Source organism: Janthinobacterium sp. SUN118, from assembly GCF_030397695.1.
Lineage (GTDB): Bacteria > Pseudomonadota > Gammaproteobacteria > Burkholderiales > Burkholderiaceae_D > Janthinobacterium.
The window spans coordinates 1,089,535-1,110,956 of record NZ_JAPUBV010000001.1; the positions used below are offsets into that span (position 1 = coordinate 1,089,535).

Below are 21,422 nucleotides of genomic sequence, written 5' to 3' on the forward strand. Positions count from 1 at the left end.
GGGACGAGTCTACGCATCCGCCGTAAAGATGTCTACAGGAATTATGCGTGGCGGCGTTGGCCGCGCGCGACAGTCCCTGCGCTGGCCCGCGGGATCAGGGGGGCTGCACCATCACGCGGTTGCGGCCGGCGCGTTTGGCCAGGTACAGGGCGCGGTCGGCGGCGCCGATGAGGGCGGAAATTTCCAGTGCCTGGTGCGCGTGCTGCGTGGCGATGCCGATGCTGACCGTGATGTGCTTGACGTCATTGCCTGTCTTGGCATGGGGAATGCGCAAGTCGGCCGCGCGCTGGCGGATCGCCTCGGCCAGCTGCAGCGCCTGTTCGTCATCCGTGTCGGGCAGGATGGCGGCAAATTCTTCGCCGCCATAGCGCGCCAGCAAGTCGGTGGGGCGCTGCAGCATGGCGGCCAGTTCCGCCGCCACGTGGATCAGGCAGCCATCGCCCTGCTGGTGGCCATAGTGGTCGTTGTAGTCCTTGAAATGGTCGATATCGATCATCAGCAGCGACAGCGGACTGTCGGTGCGCATGGCGCGCCGCATTTCCTTCTCGATGGCCACGTCGAAGTGGCGGCGGTTGGCGATGCCCGTCAAGCCGTCGGAAAAGGTTTGCGAGCGCAAGACCATGGTCTGTTCGCGCAGCAGCTTTTCGCGGCCGACGGCAATGGTGACATCATTGATCTGGATCAGGCAATGGCGTGGCGAACCGGGTAAATTGATCGGTGTGACGGCGATGGCTTGCTGCATGCGTTCCTGGCCTTCGGCACAGCCCGTGTTCGCGCCATGCGTGTACAGCGCAAATGGCGCCTTGTGCAAGGTTTGCGACAGCAGCGACTGGAAATTGTCGCGCAGGGCCTGGATGATGGCCGAGTCGATGCGCTTGTGGCGCAGCTCGGGGAAGACGGCGAAGAAATCCTGGCCCAGCACCATCTCGGGCTGCCAGGCGGAGTGGCGCGCCATCCAGCGGTTCCATAGCACGATGCGGTGCTGCTCATCGAGCACGATGGCGCCCAGGTTGACGGCGCCAAGTATGCTTTCGAGCAGGGCGAGTCGATGTAATGCATCCGGCATGATCTTCACGCCTGTCCCAGGACCTTGGCCAGATAGCGGCTGACCTGCTGTTTCAGGTCGTGCAAGGCGGACAGGTCGAGTACAAACGCGACGTAACCGTGGATCTGGTGCTTGGACAGCACGAAATCGATATGCAGCATCAGCACGACGGCGTCGTCGTCCTGGCCGCCGAACGAGGAGAGGATTTCCGCGCTGGTGCCCACGTGGTACAGCGGCAGCGAGCCATGCAGTTCGCTGTCGAACAGGTTGGCCAGGGTGCCCACGCAGGAATTGAGGATGATGTTGCCGATTTCGCTCATCGCTTCCTGTTCCATCTCCGTCAGTTCCTGCAGCGGCATGGCGTCGCCCACCATCAGGCGCACGATTTCCAGGCTCTTGTCTTCAGGAAACATCAAGATGGCTTCGGTGGCAAACGCGCCGTCGTAGTGCTGGCTGACGCCGCAGATGCGTTCGCCGTCCTTCTTGCTGCCGAGTAGGGCAGCCGCATCGGCGCGGTTCAGGAAGGTGATCGACGGCACCGACATGGTGACTTCTTCATTCACGATCTCGCTCATCGCGGCGGCGGCGTGGCCCACCCCGATGTTGAATATCTCTACCAGGGCATCGTTTTCCAGTTCGGAGAGATTGACCATGCTCACAGTCCCAGTGAATCGATCAGCTGATGAATGCGGGTTTCCGTGATCGGTTTTTCCATGAAGCCGACGCCCAGTTCGCTGGCGCGGTTGCGGATGGCGTTTTGCACGTTGGCCGTGACGAGGATGATGGGCGTGTGCGGGCACAGCGCGCGCAATTGTTCGGCCGCCGCCACGCCGCCCATGCCGGGCATGTTGACATCCAGTAGTATCAGCACAGGGCTGGCGGTCTTGACTTTTTCCAGGGCTTCTTCACCCGTCGCCGCCTCGATCACTTGCCAATCGGCATGTTTGCTGAGGATGAACTGGTGCGACATCAAACGTGAAACCCGGCTGTCATCGACAACAAGTACCTGTTTACTGTGAGTCATTTGCTATTCCTGAAACGTCATGTGTGTCAATAGTCGCATTTTCGCATATTTTAACGGGCATACGGAGTAATTGGCCAATCCATTGCCCTTGAGCAAAATTCATGGCGCCATCGTGGAACAAATGCCACGGCCGGTGTTCAAGGGCCGCTTGCGGGGCTAACGATCCGTTAAAATAGCGCCATTCCCCACTTCAGCCTTTTTTGCCATGACCCAAGACGAATTGAAACAAGCCGTAGCCCGCGCCGCCATTAATTATGTGGTGGACGGTGAAATCATCGGTGTCGGTACCGGTTCCACCGCGAACTTTTTCATCGATGAGCTGGCCAAGATCAAGGACCGCATCAAAGGGACGGTCGCCTCGTCGGAAGCGACGGCTGCCCGCCTGGCCGGCCATGGCATCCCCGTCTTCAGCCTGAATGACGTCGAGTCGATCGCCGTCTATATCGATGGCGCCGACGAGATCACGGCCAGCGGCGCCATGATCAAGGGCGGCGGCGCGGCCTTGACGCGCGAAAAGATCGTTGCCTCCGTGTCGAAACAGTTCGTCTGCATCGCCGACGGCTCCAAGCTGGTCGAGACCCTGGGCGCCTTCCCGCTGCCGGTGGAAGTGGTGCCGATGGCGCGCGCCGCCGTGTCGCGCCAGCTGGCCGCGCTGGGCGGCACGCCCCGTTTGCGCCTGAAGGCGGGCAGCGATGACGCTTTCATCACCGACAACGGCGGCGAGATCATCGACGTGCTGGGCTTGCAGATCGCCGACCCGGTGGCGCTGGAGCAGCAGATCAACCAGATCGTCGGCGTCATCGCCGTCGGCCTGTTCGCCGCGCGCGGCGCGAATGTCTGCCTGCTGGGCATGCCGGAAGGCGTGCGTACGCTGAGCTACTAAGACGATAGCCGGCCTTCGCCGGCAGTCGCATCTGTATTAAACGGCGGCCCCTTGCGGGCCGCTTGTCATGTGCGCCTGGCGATACACGGCCACGGTGCGCAGCAAGCCGCCCAGGAAGATGCCGCTGAAGCAGCCGTACGCGGCGCAGACGGGCAGCACGAAGCCCGGCGCGTGGGCATAAGCAGGTACGATGGCGAGGGTCACGGCCACCGCATATTTCATGCAGAAGATGCTCATCATCAAGGCCATCGGCAGCCAGCTGCCGGGGCGCCGCACGCTGCCGCGTTCGCAGATGACGACGATATGGCGCGTATCGGTCAGCGTCCAGGCCAGCGCCGCGCCCGTCACGGCTCCTGCCATCCAGGCGAATGGCGCCAGGCCGGCGAAGCCGAAACTGCCGTACACGCCGCTCAGGGACAGGGCCAGCATGACCAGGGGAATGATGCACAGCTTGCGCAAGCTCACTTCGCGCGCGCGGCTGGCCAGCACGCCCCGGTACACGAGAAAGCCCAGGATGGCCCAGACGTAGAGGGGAGTGTGGCTGAAGATTTGTTGCAACATGGTGTCCGCCTTGAAGTGAGGTTGTCGATGGACGTACTGTGCCTGCCGGCGGCGCGGGCGGCGAGCGGTGTGCGACGAAACGGGGAAGGTCTGCCGTGAAAGGGATTCAGGCGGCGTGAAACGGGAAGGGGATAAAGGCGACGCCGGGCTAAAAAGATTGAACGGTGCCGGTACCTCTTGACACCGTGGCGGGCAAGCGCCATATCGGGCCACGTAGCGGCGCTGACCATCGGGTACAGCGCGCAACGGAGGCCCGAGAAGGCGCTGCGCCGTGCTTACTCGGTTGGGGGCACGTAACCCATGGCCGCATCGGCGCCATCGCCGAAGAAATGCTTTTCCATCTGCGTGGCCAGGTATTTGCGGGCGCGCGCGTCGGCCAGGTTCAAACGGTTTTCATTGACCAGCATGGTCTGGTGCTTGAGCCAGGCGGCCCATGCTTCTTTCGACACGGATTCGTAAATTTTCTTGCCCAGTTCGCCCGGGTACGGCGGGAAGTCCAGTCCTTCGGCTTCCTTGTTGAGTTTGATGCAGTGGATCGTGCGGGCCATCTGTGCTCCTGAATCAGTGTAGAGATAAAGCGTGATTATAAGGCACTTTGCGCGTCCCCTCGCGGGGCCGTCGCGGCCTGCCGACGCGCCGTCTGCCGCGCCCTTGCGCTGGATCAAATTTGATCTGCGCCGTCCTAGCTAGTAAGATGCCTTATCGCGCCAGCCGCAGGCTGCGCCCCTTCACAGTAAATAGTAACAATTAACCAATATGGAATCCCCTATGGCCTCAGTGAAAGTCAATGGCATCGATGTCAGCAATGAAGGCAGCTTTGTGCTGTTTGGCGGCATCAACGTGCTCGAATCGCGCGATCTCGCCATGCGCGCCTGCGAAGAATATGTGCGCGTCACGCAAAAACTGGGTATTCCATATGTGTTCAAGGCCAGTTTCGACAAGGCCAACCGCTCGTCCATCCACTCCTACCGCGGCCCGGGCCTGGAAGAAGGCATGCGCATCTTCCAGGACGTGAAGGCCGCCTTCGGCGTGCCCGTGATTACCGACGTGCATGAGCCATGGCAGGCGCAGCAGGTGGCCGAAGTGGTCGACGTGCTGCAATTGCCCGCCTTCCTGGCGCGCCAGACGGACCTCGTCGTGGCCCTGGCGAAAACGGGCAAGGTGATCAACATCAAGAAGCCGCAATTCCTCAGCCCTGGCCAGATGGCCAACATCGTCGAGAAATTCAAGGAAGCGGGCAACGATCAATTGATCCTGTGCGACCGTGGCACTTGCCTCGGTTACGACAACCTGGTGGTCGATATGCTGGGCTTTGGCGTCATGAAGAAGACGTGCGGCGACCTGCCCATCATCTTCGACGTCACGCACGCGCTGCAGCAGCGCGATCCCGGTGGCGCCGCTTCGGGCGGCCGCCGCCAGCAAGTGGCGGACCTGGCGCGCGCCGGTCTGGCCGTCGGCATCGCCGGCCTGTTCCTGGAAGCCCATCCGGACCCGGACAACGCCCGCTGCGACGGCCCCAGCGCCTTGCCGCTGGACCAGCTGGAACCGTTCCTGGCGCAATTGAAGGCGCTCGACGACCTGGTCAAGTCGTTTGCGCCGCTGAATATCAAGTAATGGTCTTTGAGTAAAGAAAAAGCCCGGCATGCCGGGCTTTTTTTATGGCATGGAACAAAATGGCCAGGCCGGGCGCGTTGCCGAAGACAGTACGAATGCGGCGAGGCAAGGCCGCAACGCCCTGGACCTCCTATCGAGTGGGCTACAGGGTCTTGATCAGCACCTGCGACTTGCGCTGCCAGTTATACATATGCTGGCGGTCCTTCGGCAAATCGTCGACGGTGGCCGGCACGAAGCCGCGTTTCTTGAACCAGTGCGAGGTGCGCGTGGTCAAGACGAACAGCTTGTTCAGGCCGGCGGCGCGCGCGCGGTTTTCCATGTGTTTCAGGATGCGTTCGCCATCGCCCTGGGCTTGCACTTCCGGATTGACCGTCAGGCACGCCATTTCCGCCATTTTTTGCGCGGGGAACGGGTACAGGGCGGCGCAGCCGAAGATGACGCCGTCATGCTCGATGACGGAGAAATAATCGATTTCGCGTTCGATCAGCTCGCGGCCCCGCTTGACTAAAGTGCCGTCCGCTTCCAGCGGTTCGATCAGTTTAATGATGCCGCCCACGTCTTCGATGGTGGCCTGGCGCAGGCTTTCCAGGTTTTCATGGCTGATCATGGTGCCCACGCCATCATGGGTAAACAATTCCAGCAGGGCCGAACCATCCATCGAGAAGGGCACGATGTGCGAGCGCTCGACGCCGTTATGGCATGCCTTGACGCAATGTTTCAGGTAAAACGCGGTGGCGTCCGGCAAGAAGCCGGCCATCAGCACGGCTTCGGCCTGGTGCGACGACAGTTCGCGGATTTCCACGCCCGTGGCGTCTTCCATCATCGGCGTTTCCGTGATGAAAATCAGCTTGTCCGCGTGCAGGGCGATGGCGGCGCTGCAGGCCACGTCTTCCATGGTCAGGTTGAACGCTTCGCCGGTCGGCGAGAAGCCCAGCGGCGACAGCAGCACCAGGCCGTCCGAACCGAGGATGGAATGGATGGTTTCGGCGTCGACCTTGCGCGTGATCCCCGTCAGTTCCAGATCCACGCCATCGATCACGCCCAGCGGACGTGCCGTGATGAAGTTGCCGGAAATGATACGGATGGCCGCATGCGACATCGGCGTGTTCGGCAAGCCCTGGCTGAAGGCGGCCTCGATATCGAGGCGCAGCTCGCCGGCCGCTTCCTTCGCGCATTCCAGGGCGGCAATATCCGTGATGCGCACGCCATTGTGGAAGCGGCCTTCGACGTTACGCAGGGCCAGCTGCTCGGCTACCTGCGGTCGCGAGCCGTAGACGACGGTGACGTTGATGTCCAGCGCATGCAGCAGGGACAGATCATGGGCCAGCACCTGCAGCGCCCCGGCGCTGACGAGTTCACCGGGGAAGGCGACCACGAAGGTCTTGCCGCGAAAGGCGTGGATGTAGGGCGCGACTGAGCGCAGCCATTGGACGAATTGGGTAGGGTTTTCCATTAAGCGCATTATAATTCGCTGCGCGATGTGCGCGCTTAAAATACCTGTAAAAAACAATGTCTTCAGCCAGCAATAAGTCTTCCCCTCCTTCCCCTGTTGCGAATGTGTCTATTCCTGCGCCCGTTTCCGGGGCCGGCGACACCGCTACGGCGCCAGCGGCTGCCCCTGCGCAGCCGCGCGATGGCGGCCGCCAGCGCCCGCCCGTGAGCCAGCAAAGGCCACAGCCGCCGCGCGCGGAGCAGCAGAAACAGCAGCAGCGGCAGCAACAGCAGCAGCGCGCCGGAGAGGGCAAGCCCCAGCCTGCGCGCCCGCCACGCGAGGGACAGGCGCCGCGCAATGCGCCGGCCGGCCGCGAGCATCATGAAAACCGCGACAGCCGCGACACGGCCCGCGCCGCGCGCGAGGCCGAGAAGGCATTCCGCAATCCGCTGCCGCCGATCACCTATCCGGAAGACTTGCCCGTCTCGGGCCGCCGCGCCGAAATCGCCAAGGCCCTGACGGAAAACCAGGTGATCATCGTCTCGGGCGAGACGGGGTCCGGCAAGACGACGCAGCTGCCGAAGATTTGCCTGGAACTGGGGCGTGGCCAGAAGGGCTTGATCGGCCACACGCAGCCACGGCGTATCGCCGCCTCGTCGACGGCCAAGCGCATCGCGCAGGAACTCGGCACGCCGCTGGGCGAAACCGTGGGTTTCAAGGTGCGCTTCGCCGACACGCTGACCAAGGGCGCATCCGTCAAGCTGATGACGGACGGTATCTTGCTGGCCGAGACGCAGACCGACCCGTTGTTGAAAAATTACGACACCATCATCATCGATGAAGCGCATGAGCGCAGCCTGAACATCGATTTCCTGCTTGGCTATCTGAAGCAGCTGCTGCCGCGCCGGCCCGACCTGAAGATCATCATCACCTCGGCCACCATCGACGCCGAGCGTTTCGCGCGGCATTTCGGCACGCCGGAGAAACCCGCGCCCGTGATCGAAGTGTCGGGCCGCCTGTACCAGGTGGAAGTGCGCTACCGCCCCGTGGAGCGCGAGCAGGTGGCCATGCCAGGCGCCAACGCGAATGCCGACAAGCCAGGGCAGAGGACCGCCGCCGCGCGCGAAAAGCGCGACCTGATGGATGCCGTCGTCGATGGCGTGGAAGAACTGTGCCGCATCGGTTCGGGCGACGTGCTGGTGTTCTTGCCGGGCGAGCGCGAAATCCGCGACTGCGCCGAAGCGCTGCGCAAGCACCATCCGCCGCATGTGGAAATTTTACCGCTGTTCGCCCGCCTGTCGGCCGAGGAGCAGGAGCGCGTGTTCAAGACCAGCAATGCGCGCCGCATCGTGCTGGCCACCAACGTGGCGGAAACGTCGCTGACCGTGCCCGGCATCCGCTACGTGGTCGACGCGGGCCTGGCGCGCGTGAAGCGTTACAGCTACCGCAACAAGGTCGAGCAGCTGCAGGTCGAGCCGATCGCGCAGTCCGCCGCCAACCAGCGCGCTGGCCGCTGCGGCCGCGTGGCCGACGGCGTCTGCATCCGCCTGTACGAAGAACAGGATTATCTGCTGCGGCCGAAATTCACGGAGCCGGAAATCCTGCGCTCCTCGCTGGCCGCCGTCATTCTGCGCATGAAGTCGCTGCACCTGACGGACGTGGAAACCTTCCCCTTCATCGAGCCGCCGCTGGCGCGCGCGATCGCCGACGGCTATCAATTGCTGCAGGAACTGGGCGCCGTCGACGAGGTCAACAAGCTCACGCCGCTGGGCAACAAGCTGGCCAAGCTGCCGCTGGACCCGCGCGTGGGCCGCATGATCCTCGCCGCGCTCGATAACGCGTGTTTGACGGAAGTGCTGATCGTCGCTTCGGCCCTGTCCGTGCAAGACCCGCGCGACCGCCCGATGGAGCACCAGCAGGCGGCCGACGAGGCGCACAAGAAGTTTGCCGATGAAAAATCGGAATTCCTCAGCTACCTGAAAATCTGGCGCTGGTTCGAGTCCGCCATCGAGCACAAGAAAACCAACCGCCAGCTGCAGGACAATTGCCGCACGAATTTCCTGTCGCAGATGCGCTTGCGCGAATGGCGCGACGTGCATTCGCAGTTGTTGACCATCGTCAAGGAGCAGGGCTGGCGCCTGAACGAAGCGCCGGCCACCTATGATAATCTGCACATGGCCTTGCTGACCGGCTTGCTGGGCAATATCGGCTTCAAGGGCGAGGACGAGCCGGGCGCCGGCTATCTGGGCGCGCGCGGCATCAAGTTCCATATCTGGCCCGGTTCCTCGCTGCTGAAAAAGCCGGGCAAGTGGATCATGGCGGCCGAGCTGGTCGACACGACGCGTTTGTACGCGCGCTGCGTGGCGCAGATCCAGCCCGAATGGCTGGAAAAAGTGGGCGAGCACCTGCTGAAGAAATCGTGGGGCGAACCGCGCTGGGAAAAACGCTCGGCGCAGGTGACGGCGTCCGAACGGGCGACCCTGTATGGCCTGGTGGTGTACAGCCAGCGCCGCATCAATTATGGCAATTTCAACTTGCCGGAAGCGCGCGAAATCTTCATCCGCGACGCCCTCGTCGGCGGCGACTTCGACACGCGCGCACCGTTCTTTGCGCACAACCACAAGTTGATCAAGGACATTGAAAACCTCGAACACAAATCGCGCCGCCTCGACGTGCTGGTCGACGATGAACTGATCGCCGCCTTCTACGACAAGCTGCTGCCGGCCGACGTGTGCAATGGCGCCGGTTTCGAGAAGTGGCACAAGGACGCCGTGCGCGAGAATCCGAAGCTGCTGTACCTGAACCGTGACGAGCTGATGCGTCACGAAGCGGCCGGCGTGACGACGGATCTGTTCCCGAAAACCATGTCCGTGACGGGCCTGGAGATGGGTCTCACGTACCACTTCGAGCCGGGCAGCGTGCGCGATGGCGTCACCTTGAGCGTGCCGCTGTATGCGCTGAACCAGTTGCCGCGCGAGCGTTGCGAATGGCTGGTGCCGGGCATGCTGAAGGAAAAAGTGCACCTGCTGTTGAAATCGCTGCCGCAAAAGCTGCGCCGCCACTGCGTGCCGCTGCCCGATTACGCGGCCAAGTTCTGCGAGCGCGTGCACGCGGCGGGCGTGTTTGGCCGTGGCGACCTGATCGATGCCATCATCGCCGACATCCGCACGCAGATCACGATCAACGTGCTGACGACGGACTTCAAGCCGGAAACCCTGCCTGCCCATCACTTCATGAATTTCAAGGTGATCGACGAGCACGGCCGCCAGCTGGACATGGGCCGCAACCTGGCCACCTTGCAGGCGGAATTCGGCGGCCAGGCGCGCCAGAGTTTCCAGAAGCTGGCGGAGGTGTCTGGCGTATCGGGCGCGGGTACGCCTGCTGCCCGCGTGGCGGGCGCGCAAGTGGCGTCACGGCTGCAGGCGCAAGCGCAGGGCGCCACTGCCGTGGCGGGCAAGGGCGGCACACCCGCCAAGGGCGCTGCCGCGGCAGCGCCGGCATCCGCGAATGCCACCGTGTCGCAGCACATGGGCTTGACGGGCTGGACCTTTGGCGAATTGCCGGAACTGCTGGAAATCGTGCAGGGCAAGCTGACCCTGATCGGCTTCCCGGCCCTGGTCGACAAGGGCACGCATTGCGACCTCGAAGTGTTCGACGATCCCACCGTGGCCGCGCGCACGCACAAGGTTGGCTTGCGCCGCCTGTTCGCGCTGCAGATGAAGGAGCAGATCAAGTACGTCGAGAAAAGCATCCCTGGCTTGCAGCAGATGGGCATGCAATTCATGGCCCTCGGTTCGCAAGAGGAGCTGCGCGAGCAGATCATCAACAAGGCGCTCGATATTGCGTGTTTGCAAGATCCGCTGCCGCTGGACGCCGCCTCGTTTGCCAAGCGCCAGGCGGAGGGCAAGTCGCGCCTGGTGTTGCTGGTCAATGAAATTGCCCGCCTGCTGTCGCAAGTGCTGACGGAATTCCACGGTTTGCCGAAACGCCTGCAAAATATTCCCGCGGCGGCCGCCAGCGATATCCAGGCGCAGCTGCAGGGCCTCGTGCATAAGCGCTTCCTGACGGAAAACGAGTACACGCAACTGGCGCATTTCCCCCGCTATTTGAAGGCGATCAATGTGCGCCTGGAAAAATTGCGTGCCGACCCCGCGCGCGACACCAAGTTGATGGCCGAGTGGCAATCGGCGGCCGCGCCGTATTTGCGCCAGGCCAAGGATCGCCAGGCTGGCAAGAACACGGACCCGAAACTCGTCGATTTCCGCTGGATGCTGGAAGAGCTGCGCGTGTCGCTGTTTGCGCAGGAATTGCGCACGCCGATGCCCGTGTCTGCCAAGCGTCTGCAAAAGGTATGGGAATCGATGCAGCGCTAGGTCGGATGAGCGCGTCCAAAGGGCGCGCGTAATCCGACAACATCGTTGGCGCGAGTGGTGGATGATGTCGTGGGCCGGCGGTGGGGTGTCGGTGGCGTCACGGGTGGTGTCGGATTACGCGGCTGCGCCGCTAATCAGACCTACGCCGACGTACGCCGACCGACGCGTCCCCGGGGCTTGCCTGATCAATTGCGCTTGTCCAGCCCATCATCATCGCCGAGCGAGGAGCGGGCAGCCAGGTCGCTTTGGCTGCTGCCCGTGCCGGCGCGGCTGCCGCTCATCGAGGTGCCGGACAGGCTGCCTTCGCTGTCCGATTGCAGGCTGGCGCCACCGCGCAGGTCGCTGCCGGACTGCATGCGCCCGCCCACCATGCTGTCGTAGCGCGTGCCGCTGCCATAGAACGCTTCCATCTGCTGGTTCCACGCGTCGCTGCCCATGTCGGGCCAGTTGTTCTTGTCGAAGCCGGGCGCGTCTTTCAGCTGGCCTTTTTCCACGTTCAGCAGGAGGCGCTTGTTGACGGGGTCGAGCGTCAGGCGCTCCCAGGGCACGGCAAACAGCTTGTCGCCCATGCCCAGGATGCCGCCGAAGGACAGCACGGCATAGGCGATCTGACCCGTGCGCATGTCGAGCATGATTTCCTTGATGTCGCCCAGTTCTTCATCGCTGTGATTGTAGACATCGTCGCCAATCAGGGTGTCGGCCCCCATCAAGGCTGGCCCGGGGCCGTCGTGGTTGCGGTACATGCCCAAGATGTCTCGGTCCAGATAGCTCATGGTGTTCTCTCCTGTGTGAAGTGCTGATCGAACACCCAGATTAAGCATACGGCCAAGGTCGCGCTTGATCTGCCTCAATGGTGTCCGGGGCACTTTTATATGCGGGCAAACGTACGGTGCCGTAAGCCAATTGCGGTACTCTATGTGCTCAACGGAGGAGAGCGCGCATGCTGATTACGCAACGAGGCAGTTCGACGACCCGGCGCCATGCTCCACAGCGACAGACGGATTGCTTGCCATGGTGAAGCCCGCAACCAAGTGGTTGCGCGGCTTGCTGCGCGTCGGCAAGGCGCAGCAGCGCACGGCGACCAAGCTGGCGCAGGTGCTGTTCGGCCCCGTGTCCGCCAAGCTCAAGCCCCGTGGCAAGGTCAGGGTCAAGGCCGTGAGCAAGAGCATCGTCAAGACCGCGGGCAAGGCCGTGGCCAAGCCCGCCAAGCCGCGCGCCAAGCCTGCCGGCGACGCGCTGGCGCGTTCCGCCGCACCAGCGCTGGCGCCCTTCGCCACGCCGCTGTCGCCGCCGCGCGCGCGCAAGCGGCCCGCGCCTGCGCCGGGCAAGTGGCTGGCCGCCCACTATGCGCCGTTGCCGGAGCTGGGACAGTTGCCGGGCCGGCGCCTGAGCTATTTCCTGTACTTGCCGGACAAGCCGCCGAACGCGGTCATGAGCAGGCGTGGCCGGCCGCTGCTGGTGATGCTGCATGGCTGCGAGCAGAGCGCCACGCAGTTTGCCGAGGGCACGCGCATGAACCGCCTGGCCGAGCGCAAGGGCTATGCCGTGCTGTATCCGCAGCAGTCCATGCGCTCGCATGCGCGGCGCTGCTGGAAGTGGTACGACAGGCTGACGCAGGAGGGCGGCGGCGATGCGCGCCTGATCGTCGGCGCCATCGAGCAGGTGGCGGCGCGCCATGCGATCGACCGCGCGCGCATCTATATCTGCGGCATTTCCGCCGGCGCCGGCATGGCGCATATCGTGGCCCTGAATCACCCGCAGCTGTTTGCCGCGCTGGGCCTGCATTCGGGCCCCGTGTTCGGTGCCGGGCATAACCTGATCGGCGCGCTGAACGTGATGCAGCATGGCGCCGCCGCCCGCATGGACGCGGCCATCGACGAGGTGCTGGCGCGCCAGCCCGCGTTTCCCCGCCTGCCCACCCTGCTGCTGCAAGGGCTGTCAGACAAGGTGGTGCGCCCCGTGAACCAGGCGCAGCTGGTGCGCCAGAGCCTGCGCGTGAACCGCATGCCGGCCGACACGCTGGTGACGGCGCAGCGCCTGCCGGCGGGGGCGGCGGGCAGCCGCAACCCGGCCCATGCGTATGCGCTGCATGATTATCAGGTGGGCAAGGATGTGCTGCTGCGCGTGGCGCAGATCGAACACCTCGAGCACGCCTGGAGCGGCGGCGACGCCAGCCTGCCGTTCAACGACAAGGCCAGGCCCGACGCCAGCAAGATGCTGCTCGATTTTTTCGCGCGCCACCGCCGCGCCTGAGTTGCCGATAGCTTGCCGATAAGGTGCCGGACTGCGCCGTGCTGCGGCGCGGCCGTCACTGGTACACCTGCTTTCTCCCGTCTGGCGTGGCGCCGGGCTTGCCGCCGCGCGGCCGCGCAAGCGTGCCGGCAGGCCGCCTGCACGCTTTTTCTTCCATCGCATCGCATATGGCCCTGCCGTGATTTTCGCGCAAGTGGTATTGTTGCGGTATTTGAAAATAACAAAAATAGCGGTAAAAAACACTAAGTGGTATACAATTGGTACACGTTATCAGTGTTGGGCCCGGCTTGCCGCGCCACTCCCTGGAGACAGGGAAGCGCCGCCGGCAGCCGCCTACGTTACGGAATTCGCCATGTATATCAAGTCCAGACAGCTGCTGTGGTTTTTTGCGTTTTTCCTCGTATTTGAGCTCAATATCTATTTGTCGAATGACATGATCATGCCGGCGATGCTGGTCATCGTCGACGAGTTTCAGGCGGATCAAAAGTTCATTCCCCTGTCCTTGAGCCTGTATCTGCTCGGCGGCAGTTCCCTGCAGATTTTCCTCGGGCCGCTGGCCGACTATATCGGCAAGCGCAAACTGGTGTTGACGGGCAATACGCTGTTCTTGCTGGCTACCTTGACGGTGCCGTTTGCCACCTCGATCGAGCAATTTCTTGCCGTGCGCTTCGTGCAGGGCATGGGCTGCTGCTTCATCTTTGTCGGCTATGCCATGATCCATGAGCTGTTCGACGACATGGCGGCCGTCAAACTCAGCAGTATTCTGTCCAGCACCACCATCCTCGCGCCCCTGGCAGGGCCCATCCTCGGCAGCGCCATCCTCAGCCAGCTGGACTGGCGCTATGTGTTTTTCCTCTCCGGCCTGCTGGCGCTGCTGTCCCTGCTGGGCTTGTTCAAGTGCATGCCGCAGATGGCCGTGACGCGGCCGCGGCTCGATGCCGGCGCCATCGTGCGCAGCTATGCGCGCATCTTCGGCAACGGACGCTTCATGTTCGGCATGTTTACGGCAGGGCTGGCCACCGTGCCCCTGACGGCCTGGATCGGCTTTTCGCCCATCTTCGTGCTGCAGGAAATGGGCGCGTCCTACGCCACCTATATCGCGCTGCAATGCGCGATCCTGTCGGGCTTTGTCCTCAGCAGCATCGCCATCCAGCGCCTGCGGCAAGACTTTCCCCTCGTCTCCCTGCTGCGCATGGGCGGACTGGTCGCCGCGGCCGGCATGCTGGGCGCCGGCGCGGGCCGCCATCACGTCGATGTGTTTGCGGCCTGCATGTTTGTCTATTCCATCGGTTTCGGCTTGTTCAACGGCGCCCTGATCCGCAGTGCGATTACGGCCAGCAAGGAATCGCTGACCCTGACGACGGCCGCCATGAGCCTGCTGTATTGCGTCTATTTGTCCGCCTGGCTGCAGCTGTACAACGTGCTGTGCCAGCGCTTCGGCTATGCGCTGGAAACGTATGCGCTGCTGAATCTTCCCGTCATTCTGATCATCGTGGCTTGCCTGCTGATATTTACGCGGGGCATGGCGGGGCGCCGGGGAAGCGAGGTGCTGCTGCCCCAGCGTTGATGGCGCAACGATGCGCGTGTTGTTGACCTTGTTTTACCTCATACGAAGTTTACCTACACTCTCCTGTGGAAGATGGTGCGTTCATGAAAATAGATGACCTGGCCTCAAAACACGATCAAGCAAAGATTTTCAACCTGGAATATGAGTTTCGCATCAATAAGCTGAAACTCGATTACATCAAGCTGGCCGATGCGGGGCCGGCCGGCGCCGGCAGCGCGCAGATGGCCGAGGAACACCAGGCCGGCATTGCCGCCCTGCGCAGTTTCATCGGCGCCAATTTTACGCATTTCAATGCGGCAAGCTGTTCATCGCTGAGCTGCATCCCCACGCGCGCGCTCGGCGACGACGAGCGCTACCTGCACCGCATCTGGATGGGCGGGCAATTGCCGGCCATCGCGGCCGAGGCGATACAGCAGTGGGGCGCGGCGCTCGACGAGGTGCGCCACAATGGCGGCGCGCCGTATGTCTCCATCCTGTGGGTGTGGGATGCGGGGCAGTTGCGCAACGACGAACGCTTCAGCCCGACGGGCGGGGCCGGGCGCTACACGGTCGGCCGCTACGCCTTCGGCGGCACGACCCTGCATATCAACTCGCTGCGCGCGCTGGCGCTGGATTTCGCGCCGGAACGCTTCGACTTGCTCGATACCCTGCATGCGCAGCGCTATTTCGCCACCCTGTCCGATTATTTCCGCATCCTTATCATGTGCGAATACGGCGGCATCTATATGGATGTCGACACCATCCCGCACAATCCGGCGACGATCTTCCTGATGAAGCCGGAAGTGCCCGATTATTTCCAGCGCAATAACGGCGACGCTGGGGACACGCGCCATCATGTGAGCTGGATGAATCTGTTTCTCGATGAAACCGGCATGCTGATCGCCAAGCGCAATGATGCGGCACTGCGCTCGATCCAGCGCAATGTGAACCGCGCCTATGCGGGTATCGACCAGCAGATTCCCCGTTCCTGCCCGCAATTCGAAGCGCGGCTGTTTGGCCAGTTCTATGCCGAATGGAAGCAGCATCTGGGCCGGACCCTGCTCAGTCATGCCGAGTTCTACCAACGCTATTGCGTGCTGTACGACGGCGTGCGCGAAAGCGTCGTGGGCGGCATCCGCGGCATGCGCTTGCTCGACGACATCATCACGGACATGCACATTCCCCTCAGCGCGGAGGAGCGGCGCGCGTATGTGCGCTGCATCGCCGGACTGGACGATATCGACTGGCAACTCGATGATCCTTTGAGCCTGGTCAATGTCGTCGATGTGTTCGACATCGAGGAAGTGCCGCGCATGGCGTATGCTGCCCAATTGCGGGCGGAAATCGATCATTTCCACTATTACTCCGTGCTGTCGGACGATCCGCAGCTGGACCGCGTGAATGCCATCTTTTGCCGCTACCTGGTGGCCCACCGTTCCATGCATATCGCCGCAGGCGCCTTCTGGCGTCCCACCGTGGGTCGCCACGGCAGCGGCATGCCGGCAGCCAACGATGCCACCATGGCCGAAGACGAGGGCCAGGCGGGCTTGCTGTCGCATGCCCCGCTCAGGCTGGTGCCCGGCGAACTGCTGGGTGACGAGGCGAAGAACCGCATGGCGAAATTGCTGTTCGCCACCAGCTATCTCGAGTACTGCTCGTTCGGCAATAAATTGAATCTGCAATTCGTCGAACTGCAGCGGCGGCAGAATATCGAGCCCTACCTGGCGCATATCCATGGCTTGCACGACGAGGACGAGCGCTTCATCGGCTTTTTCACGGCCGCGACGATGGCCGAGTTCCAGGCCTGCGGCGCCGTCTCGTATTACCGCGATGACATGAAGGCGCTCGATGACGCCTATGACGAATTCGTGCTCGCGCATGCGCGCGCCGACGATTGCTTCGTCAGCAGCCTGGCCATCGACGAGAAATACCGGGGGCAGGGCTTGTTCAAGCAGATGTTCAATGAAATCCGCGACCTGGCCGGCCGCAAGGGCTGCGCGCGGATCACCCTGACGGTGTGGGAAAAGAGCGAAGCCTTGCAAGTGTACCTGCACAAGGGTTTTCGCAGCGTGGGCACGTTCGACTATGCGTACAGCCTGTTCTACGACCGCCTGCACTTCCTCGTATATGAGGGAAACTGAGGAGGGAAACTGAGGAAGGAAACAGCGGAAGGAAACAGCGGGGAACAGGGGCGGCTGGCGGCCGCCCCTTGACGAGACTTACAGGGCCAGGAAGGCGAGGGCCGCCACGGCCGTCGGCAGCAGGGCGCCGGCCAGCAGGCCGACGGCGCCGATCGATTCATCCTTGAAGCCGCGGCGCAGCAGGGCCACGCCAGCCGGGTTCGGCGCATTGGCGATGACGGTCAGGCCGCCGCCGGCCACGGCGCCCGCCACCAGCATGTATTTCGCTTCGTCCGTCATGCCGACGATCAGCGAACCGAGGTAGGTCAGGGCGGCATTGTCGGTGATCGCCGTCAAACCTAGGGCGCCGAAGAACAGGGCCAGCGGTTTCAGGCTGGAAACGATGGGCTGCAGCCACCATTGCTGCATGCCGCCCAGCACCACCAGGCCGCCGAGGAAGAATCCGACCAATAAACCTTCCTTCAGGATCAGCGGGCTTTGATAGCGCTCATAGGCCTGCACGAAGCCGAGGAAGAACAGGAACAGGCCGATGAACAGCACCGGATGGTGCGCCAGCGCCACCACGCCAGCGAGCACGATCATGTGCACGAGGCTGATGGCCAGCGGCACTTTCGGCGCTTCCACTTCACCGGCCTTCGGCTTGATGTCGGACGTGTTGCTGTGCAGGTATTTGCGCAGCAGGATGCTCACGCCCGTGGCGTTGACCAGCACGGCGATGGCCGCTTTCCAGCCGAAATGGCTGGCCATGAAGGCGCTGTCCCAGTTCCAGGTGGTGGCGACCATCAGCACGGGCGGCGCCGCGTACGAGGTCAAGGTGCCGCCGATGGAAACGTTGACGAAGAGCACGCCCAGCGCGCCATATTTCAGCCATTCAGGGATGCCCGGGCGAAAGATTTGCGGCGCCAGCATCAGCGCGGCCAGGGTCATGGCGGCCGGTTCCGTGATCATCGAGCCCGTCAGGGGCACGAGGGCCAGGCCCAGCCAGACGAGGGCCAGTTCCGTACGCAGCGGCATCACGCGCGCCACTCCTTTCAGCAGGCGCTGCACGGCGTCGAGCACGGGGCGCGAGGCGGCCACCACCATGACGACAAAGACGAACAGCGGCTCCGTGTACTGGCGCGACTCGGCATATTCGATGGCCGCATCGCCGCCCGAGACAAAGGCCATGATGATGATCAAGATGAAGGCCCAGAAGCCGAACACAACTTCTACTTCGCCCAGCAGGTGCAGCAAGCCCGCATGGCGCGGATGGCGGTTTGCCAAGGTTTCAAACGACTTGGCGGCGAAGGTGTGGATGAGCGCAAGGCCGAAGACGATCGCGCTGATGAGTTGGATGGTGGTCAAATGAGTTTCCTTATGGACGGAGGATGCCGACTGGTACGTTGCCAGACGGTAAGGAGAGTGCTTATGGTACAGCAATCGATGCCCAGAACGGGTTTTTTCGGACGTGGCGGAGCGGCCCTGGCAGCGGCAATGCGCAGATAAGCCTTGCCAAAAGCGGGACTGGATAGTACTGTATATGCATACAGTATTCATCTTCCTCTTTCTTCATATTAAATCATGCAACATTCCGAATTGATGGCGTCACCGGAAGCCTTGCACCCGTCCCTGTGGCGCGCCTCGCAGCTGGGACAGGCGGCCACGCGCTGCCTGGACACGGGCTTTGCCGCGCTATCCGCGCAGCTGCCCGGCGGCGGCTGGCCTTGCGGCAGCCTGATCGATTTATTGGTGCAGCAGCCGGGCAGCGGCGAATTGCGCCTGCTGGCGCCCGCGCTGGCCCAGTTGCGTGATCTGCCCATCGTGCTGTTGCAGCCGCCCCATCCGCCGCAGGCGCTGGCCTTGGCCGCGCAAGGCCTGGCGCCGTCGCAACTGCTGTGGCTGCGCAGCGCCGGCAGCAAGGATGCCTTGTGGGCGGCGGAAAACATCTTGCGCAGCGGCAGTTGCGGCGCCCTGCTGTTCTGGCAGACGCACGTACGCGGCGACAGCCTGCGCCGGCTGCACCTGGCGGCGCAAGGCGGCCATACCCTGTTCTGCATGCTGCGCCCGCTGCATGGCGCGCAGGATGCGTCGCCGGCGCCGTTGCGCCTGTCCGTGCGGCCGGCCGCCGGCGGCATCGAGATCGGCTTCATCAAGCGCCGGGGACCGCAGCGCGATGCGCCGCTGTTCCTGCCCCTGCAACCTCCTTCTGTAATGCTACGCCATGCGACTCTGGATCGGCCTTTGCCTGCCCCGGCTCCCGCTCGAAGTGTTTTGCCCGCGCTGGTCGGCTGATATTCTCGGCGTGGTGCTGGAGCAGGAGCAAGTGATGGCCGTGTCGCCGCTGGCGCGGGCCGCCGGCATCCGGCCCGGCATGCGCCGCGCGGGCGCGCTGATGCTGGCGCCGCAGGCGCGCCTGCACGAACGCTCGCCCGAACGGGAAGCGCTGGCCCTGCAAGAGGTGGCGCTGGCGCTGCTGCAATATTCGCCGCTGGTGGCGCAGGGCGAGGAAGCGACCCTGCTGGTCGACGCGGGCGCCAGCCTGCGCCTGTTTGGCGGCGTGCGCGCCCTGTGCCGGCAGATCGCGGCCAGCTTGCGTGCGCTTGGCTACACGGCCCAGCTATCGTGCGCGCCCACGGCGCGCGGCGCCTGGCTGCTGGCGCGCGCCGGTACGCGCCGGGGCCGGGTGCTGGGCATGGAGAGCCTCGTGCGCCGCCTCGACCGCCTGCCGTGCGCCTGGCTGCCGCCCGCGCGCCCCTGGCTCGACTGGCTGGACGGCATCGGCTGCCGCACCCTGGGGCAGTTGCGCCAGTTGCCCCGGCCCGGCCTGCAGCGCCGCTGTGGCGCGGCCCTGCTCGACATGCTCGACGATGCGCATGGACACGGCACGGAACTGTTCGTCTGGCTGGAAGCGCCGCCCACGTTTCGCGCCAGTCTGGAGTTGTTCGACCGCGTGGAACACGCGGACGCGCTGCTGTTCGGCGCGCGCCGCCTGCTGCAGCAAATGACGGGCTGGCTATGCGCGCGGCAATTCGCCGTCGAACGCATCGCGCTGCTGCTGGCGCACGAGCGGGGCCGGGTGGCGCGCCCGCCCACCGTCATCGAGCTGGCCCTGGGCGAGGCCGTCTGGCGCGACGAGCACTTGTTGCGCTTGCTCAAGGAGCGCCTGGCGCAGCTGGTACTGGATGCGCCCGTGATCGGCCTGACCCTGGAAGCGCTGCAAGTGCAGCCGATGGCGCCGCCCAGCGCCACCCTGTTTCCCGAGCCGGGCGGCACGCCGCAGGAGCGCCAGCGCCTGATGGAATTGCTGGTGGCGCGCCTGGGCGCAGAAAATGTCTTGCAGGCATCACCGCACGCCGATTACCGCCCCGAGGCAGCCAACCAGTGGCTGCCGCTGCCGGCCAAGCCCATTGCAAGAAGCGCGGTGCCGGACTTGCCGCCCGGCTTGTCCGGCATGCCCCGTCCCGGCTGGCTGCTGGCCCAGCCCATCGCCCTGCTGATGCGCGAGCACCGGCCATTCTATGGCTCACCGCTGAAGATGGTCTCCGTGGCCGAACGCATCGAGGCGGGCTGGTGGGGGCAGTCGCAGGCGCGCGATTATTTCATTGCGGAAGGACGCGACCACGCCCATTACTGGGTCTACCGCGAACGCATCGCCGGCAGCGGCGAAGATGCCGTACCGCGCTGGTTCCTGCATGGCTTGTTTGGCTGAGCCGGTGGCGCGGCACAGGCAGGGCAAGCCGCCGCATGCGCTGCCCTGCTGAAATGGCCGTGCTTGGCTATACTGGCTGCCCGGCGTCGCGTCTTTCATATCAATAAAGGATTTCCATGTCACAGCTTTCCGACTTTCCCATCACCAAGAAATGGCCTGCCCAGCATCCCGAGCGCCTGCAGCTGTATTCGCTGCCGACGCCGAACGGCATCAAGGTGTCGATCCTGCTGGAAGAGCTAGGCCTGGCGTACGAGCCGCACCTGGTCAGTTTCGAGCAAAACGACCAGCTGTCGCCCGCCTTCCTGTCGCTCAATCCGAACAACAAGATTCCCGCCATCCTCGACCCGCAGGGGCCCGATGGCAAGCCGCTGGCGCTGTTCGAGTCGGGCGCCATCCTGCTGTACTTGGCCGAGAAGACGGGCCAGTTCCTGCCGCAGGACGCGGGCTTGCGCTATGAAACCATGCAGTGGCTGATGTTCCAGATGGGCGGTATCGGCCCCATGTTCGGCCAGGTGGGCTTCTTCCACAAGTTCGCCGGCAAGGATTACGCAGACAAGCGTCCGCTCGAGCGCTACATCGGCGAATCGAAGCGCCTGCTGGGCGTGCTCGAGCAGCGCCTGCAGGGCCGCGACTGGATCATGGGCGGGCAATACACGATCGCCGACATCGCCATCTTCCCGTGGGTGCGCTGCCTGGTGGGCTTCTATGGCGCCGGCGAGCTGGTCGGCATCGACAATTTCCCGAACGTGCAGCGCGTGCTCGATGCCTTCCTTGCCCGTCCCGCCGTCGCCAGGGGCCTCGATATACCCAAACGCGATTAATTCTGGCCGCCTGCGCCGCTGGCCGGGCGGCGCTACAATGC

At 63.7% G+C, this 21,422-nt stretch carries 17 protein-coding genes; 9 read left to right on the forward strand and 8 right to left on the reverse strand.

Annotated features, from left to right (window positions below; translation table 11 throughout):
• Window positions 1-94: 94 nt before the first annotated feature.
• From O0880_RS05010 to O0880_RS05020, 3 genes are read right to left on the reverse strand one after another with little or no spacing between them, the layout of a single operon-like run.
• On the reverse strand, window positions 95-1,066 hold the full coding sequence (locus O0880_RS05010; protein WP_071326263.1) for a diguanylate cyclase: 972 nt from the start codon (window positions 1,064-1,066) through the stop codon (window positions 95-97).
• Window positions 1,067-1,071: 5 nt separating this feature from the next.
• Window positions 1,072-1,698 carry a chemotaxis protein CheC gene (locus O0880_RS05015; protein WP_071322448.1) on the reverse strand — a complete coding sequence of 209 codons (627 nt, stop codon included), beginning with the start codon at window positions 1,696-1,698 and terminating at the stop codon, window positions 1,072-1,074.
• Between the two features lie 2 nt (window positions 1,699-1,700).
• Window positions 1,701-2,069: a response regulator gene (locus O0880_RS05020; RefSeq protein WP_071322449.1), complete on the reverse strand. Its 369-nt coding sequence runs from the start codon at window positions 2,067-2,069 to the stop codon at window positions 1,701-1,703.
• A 205-nt stretch (window positions 2,070-2,274) separates the two neighbouring features.
• On the opposite strand from O0880_RS05020, the gene rpiA reads away from it, so the two are divergent.
• On the forward strand, window positions 2,275-2,952 hold the full coding sequence (rpiA, locus tag O0880_RS05025; protein WP_071322450.1) for a ribose-5-phosphate isomerase RpiA: 678 nt from the start codon (window positions 2,275-2,277) through the stop codon (window positions 2,950-2,952).
• A gap of 36 nt (window positions 2,953-2,988) precedes the next feature.
• Here rpiA and O0880_RS05030 read toward each other — a convergent pair whose 3' ends face one another.
• Both O0880_RS05030 and O0880_RS05035 read right to left on the reverse strand, forming a co-directional pair.
• Entirely contained in the window at window positions 2,989-3,513 is a 525-nt protein-coding gene (locus tag O0880_RS05030) for a DUF6622 family protein (RefSeq protein ID WP_071322451.1), read from the reverse strand.
• Between the two features lie 275 nt (window positions 3,514-3,788).
• A complete protein-coding gene (locus O0880_RS05035; protein WP_034750797.1) occupies window positions 3,789-4,061 on the reverse strand; it encodes an oxidative damage protection protein in 273 nt (90 codons plus the stop codon).
• A gap of 220 nt (window positions 4,062-4,281) precedes the next feature.
• Here O0880_RS05035 and kdsA point away from each other — a divergent pair, with 220 nt between their 5' ends.
• Window positions 4,282-5,127, forward strand: a complete 846-nt coding sequence (gene kdsA / locus O0880_RS05040) for a 3-deoxy-8-phosphooctulonate synthase (RefSeq protein WP_289885387.1) — start codon at window positions 4,282-4,284, stop codon at window positions 5,125-5,127.
• Window positions 5,128-5,269: 142 nt separating this feature from the next.
• Here kdsA and argA read toward each other — a convergent pair whose 3' ends face one another.
• Window positions 5,270-6,580, reverse strand: coding sequence for an amino-acid N-acetyltransferase (argA, locus tag O0880_RS05045; protein ID WP_046685875.1), 1,311 nt, complete (start codon window positions 6,578-6,580; stop codon window positions 5,270-5,272).
• A gap of 203 nt (window positions 6,581-6,783) precedes the next feature.
• Here argA and hrpA point away from each other — a divergent pair, with 203 nt between their 5' ends.
• Window positions 6,784-10,932, forward strand: coding sequence for an ATP-dependent RNA helicase HrpA (gene hrpA, locus O0880_RS05050; protein ID WP_289885389.1), 4,149 nt, complete (start codon window positions 6,784-6,786; stop codon window positions 10,930-10,932).
• A gap of 185 nt (window positions 10,933-11,117) precedes the next feature.
• On the opposite strand, the gene O0880_RS05055 is transcribed toward hrpA, so the two are convergent.
• Window positions 11,118-11,705 (reverse strand): PRC-barrel domain-containing protein, encoded by a 588-nt coding sequence (locus tag O0880_RS05055; protein ID WP_289885390.1) that lies wholly within the window; start codon window positions 11,703-11,705, stop codon window positions 11,118-11,120.
• Between the two features lie 238 nt (window positions 11,706-11,943).
• On the opposite strand from O0880_RS05055, the gene O0880_RS05060 reads away from it, so the two are divergent.
• From O0880_RS05060 to O0880_RS05070, 3 genes are all read left to right on the forward strand, one after another.
• Window positions 11,944-13,185 carry a PHB depolymerase family esterase gene (locus O0880_RS05060; RefSeq protein ID WP_289885391.1) on the forward strand — a complete coding sequence of 414 codons (1,242 nt, stop codon included), beginning with the start codon at window positions 11,944-11,946 and terminating at the stop codon, window positions 13,183-13,185.
• A 352-nt stretch (window positions 13,186-13,537) separates the two neighbouring features.
• Entirely contained in the window at window positions 13,538-14,752 is a 1,215-nt protein-coding gene (locus O0880_RS05065; RefSeq protein WP_071322455.1) for an MFS transporter, read from the forward strand.
• Window positions 14,753-14,835: 83 nt separating this feature from the next.
• On the forward strand, window positions 14,836-16,872 hold the full coding sequence (locus tag O0880_RS05070) for a GNAT family N-acetyltransferase (RefSeq protein WP_071322456.1): 2,037 nt from the start codon (window positions 14,836-14,838) through the stop codon (window positions 16,870-16,872).
• Window positions 16,873-16,950: 78 nt separating this feature from the next.
• On the opposite strand, the gene O0880_RS05075 is transcribed toward O0880_RS05070, so the two are convergent.
• Complete coding sequence (locus O0880_RS05075; protein WP_289885394.1) at window positions 16,951-18,216, reverse strand: putative Na+/H+ antiporter; 1,266 nt, start codon at window positions 18,214-18,216, stop codon at window positions 16,951-16,953.
• Between the two features lie 216 nt (window positions 18,217-18,432).
• Between O0880_RS05075 and imuA the strand changes: the two genes are divergently transcribed.
• From imuA to O0880_RS05090, 3 genes are all read left to right on the forward strand, one after another.
• Window positions 18,433-19,143, forward strand: coding sequence for a translesion DNA synthesis-associated protein ImuA (gene imuA, locus O0880_RS05080; RefSeq protein WP_289885396.1), 711 nt, complete (start codon window positions 18,433-18,435; stop codon window positions 19,141-19,143).
• On the forward strand, window positions 19,073-20,560 hold the full coding sequence (locus O0880_RS05085) for a DNA polymerase Y family protein (RefSeq protein ID WP_289885397.1): 1,488 nt from the start codon (window positions 19,073-19,075) through the stop codon (window positions 20,558-20,560). Before imuA ends, O0880_RS05085 begins: the two co-directional genes overlap by 71 nt.
• A gap of 116 nt (window positions 20,561-20,676) precedes the next feature.
• Window positions 20,677-21,381: a glutathione S-transferase N-terminal domain-containing protein gene (locus O0880_RS05090; protein WP_071322459.1), complete on the forward strand. Its 705-nt coding sequence runs from the start codon at window positions 20,677-20,679 to the stop codon at window positions 21,379-21,381.
• Window positions 21,382-21,422: the final 41 nt, after the last annotated feature.

What these genes read in the sequence shown, in the direction of transcription:
- rpiA (WP_071322450.1), top strand. Translation starts at nt 2,275, where the DNA reads ATGACCCAAGACGAATTGAAACAAGCCGTAGCCCGCGCCGCCATTAAT.
- O0880_RS05010 (WP_071326263.1), bottom strand. Translation starts at nt 1,066, where the DNA reads ATGCCGGATGCATTACATCGACTCGCCCTGCTCGAAAGCATACTTGGC.
- O0880_RS05060 (WP_289885391.1), top strand. Translation starts at nt 11,944, where the DNA reads ATGGTGAAGCCCGCAACCAAGTGGTTGCGCGGCTTGCTGCGCGTCGGC.
- O0880_RS05070 (WP_071322456.1), top strand. Translation starts at nt 14,836, where the DNA reads ATGAAAATAGATGACCTGGCCTCAAAACACGATCAAGCAAAGATTTTC.
- argA (WP_046685875.1), bottom strand. Translation starts at nt 6,580, where the DNA reads ATGGAAAACCCTACCCAATTCGTCCAATGGCTGCGCTCAGTCGCGCCC.
- O0880_RS05090 (WP_071322459.1), top strand. Translation starts at nt 20,677, where the DNA reads ATGTCACAGCTTTCCGACTTTCCCATCACCAAGAAATGGCCTGCCCAG.
- imuA (WP_289885396.1), top strand. Translation starts at nt 18,433, where the DNA reads ATGCAACATTCCGAATTGATGGCGTCACCGGAAGCCTTGCACCCGTCC.
- kdsA (WP_289885387.1), top strand. Translation starts at nt 4,282, where the DNA reads ATGGCCTCAGTGAAAGTCAATGGCATCGATGTCAGCAATGAAGGCAGC.
- O0880_RS05035 (WP_034750797.1), bottom strand. Translation starts at nt 4,061, where the DNA reads ATGGCCCGCACGATCCACTGCATCAAACTCAACAAGGAAGCCGAAGGA.
- O0880_RS05015 (WP_071322448.1), bottom strand. Translation starts at nt 1,698, where the DNA reads ATGGTCAATCTCTCCGAACTGGAAAACGATGCCCTGGTAGAGATATTC.
- O0880_RS05065 (WP_071322455.1), top strand. Translation starts at nt 13,538, where the DNA reads ATGTATATCAAGTCCAGACAGCTGCTGTGGTTTTTTGCGTTTTTCCTC.
- O0880_RS05055 (WP_289885390.1), bottom strand. Translation starts at nt 11,705, where the DNA reads ATGAGCTATCTGGACCGAGACATCTTGGGCATGTACCGCAACCACGAC.
- O0880_RS05085 (WP_289885397.1), top strand. Translation starts at nt 19,073, where the DNA reads ATGCGACTCTGGATCGGCCTTTGCCTGCCCCGGCTCCCGCTCGAAGTG.
- O0880_RS05030 (WP_071322451.1), bottom strand. Translation starts at nt 3,513, where the DNA reads ATGTTGCAACAAATCTTCAGCCACACTCCCCTCTACGTCTGGGCCATC.
- O0880_RS05020 (WP_071322449.1), bottom strand. Translation starts at nt 2,069, where the DNA reads ATGACTCACAGTAAACAGGTACTTGTTGTCGATGACAGCCGGGTTTCA.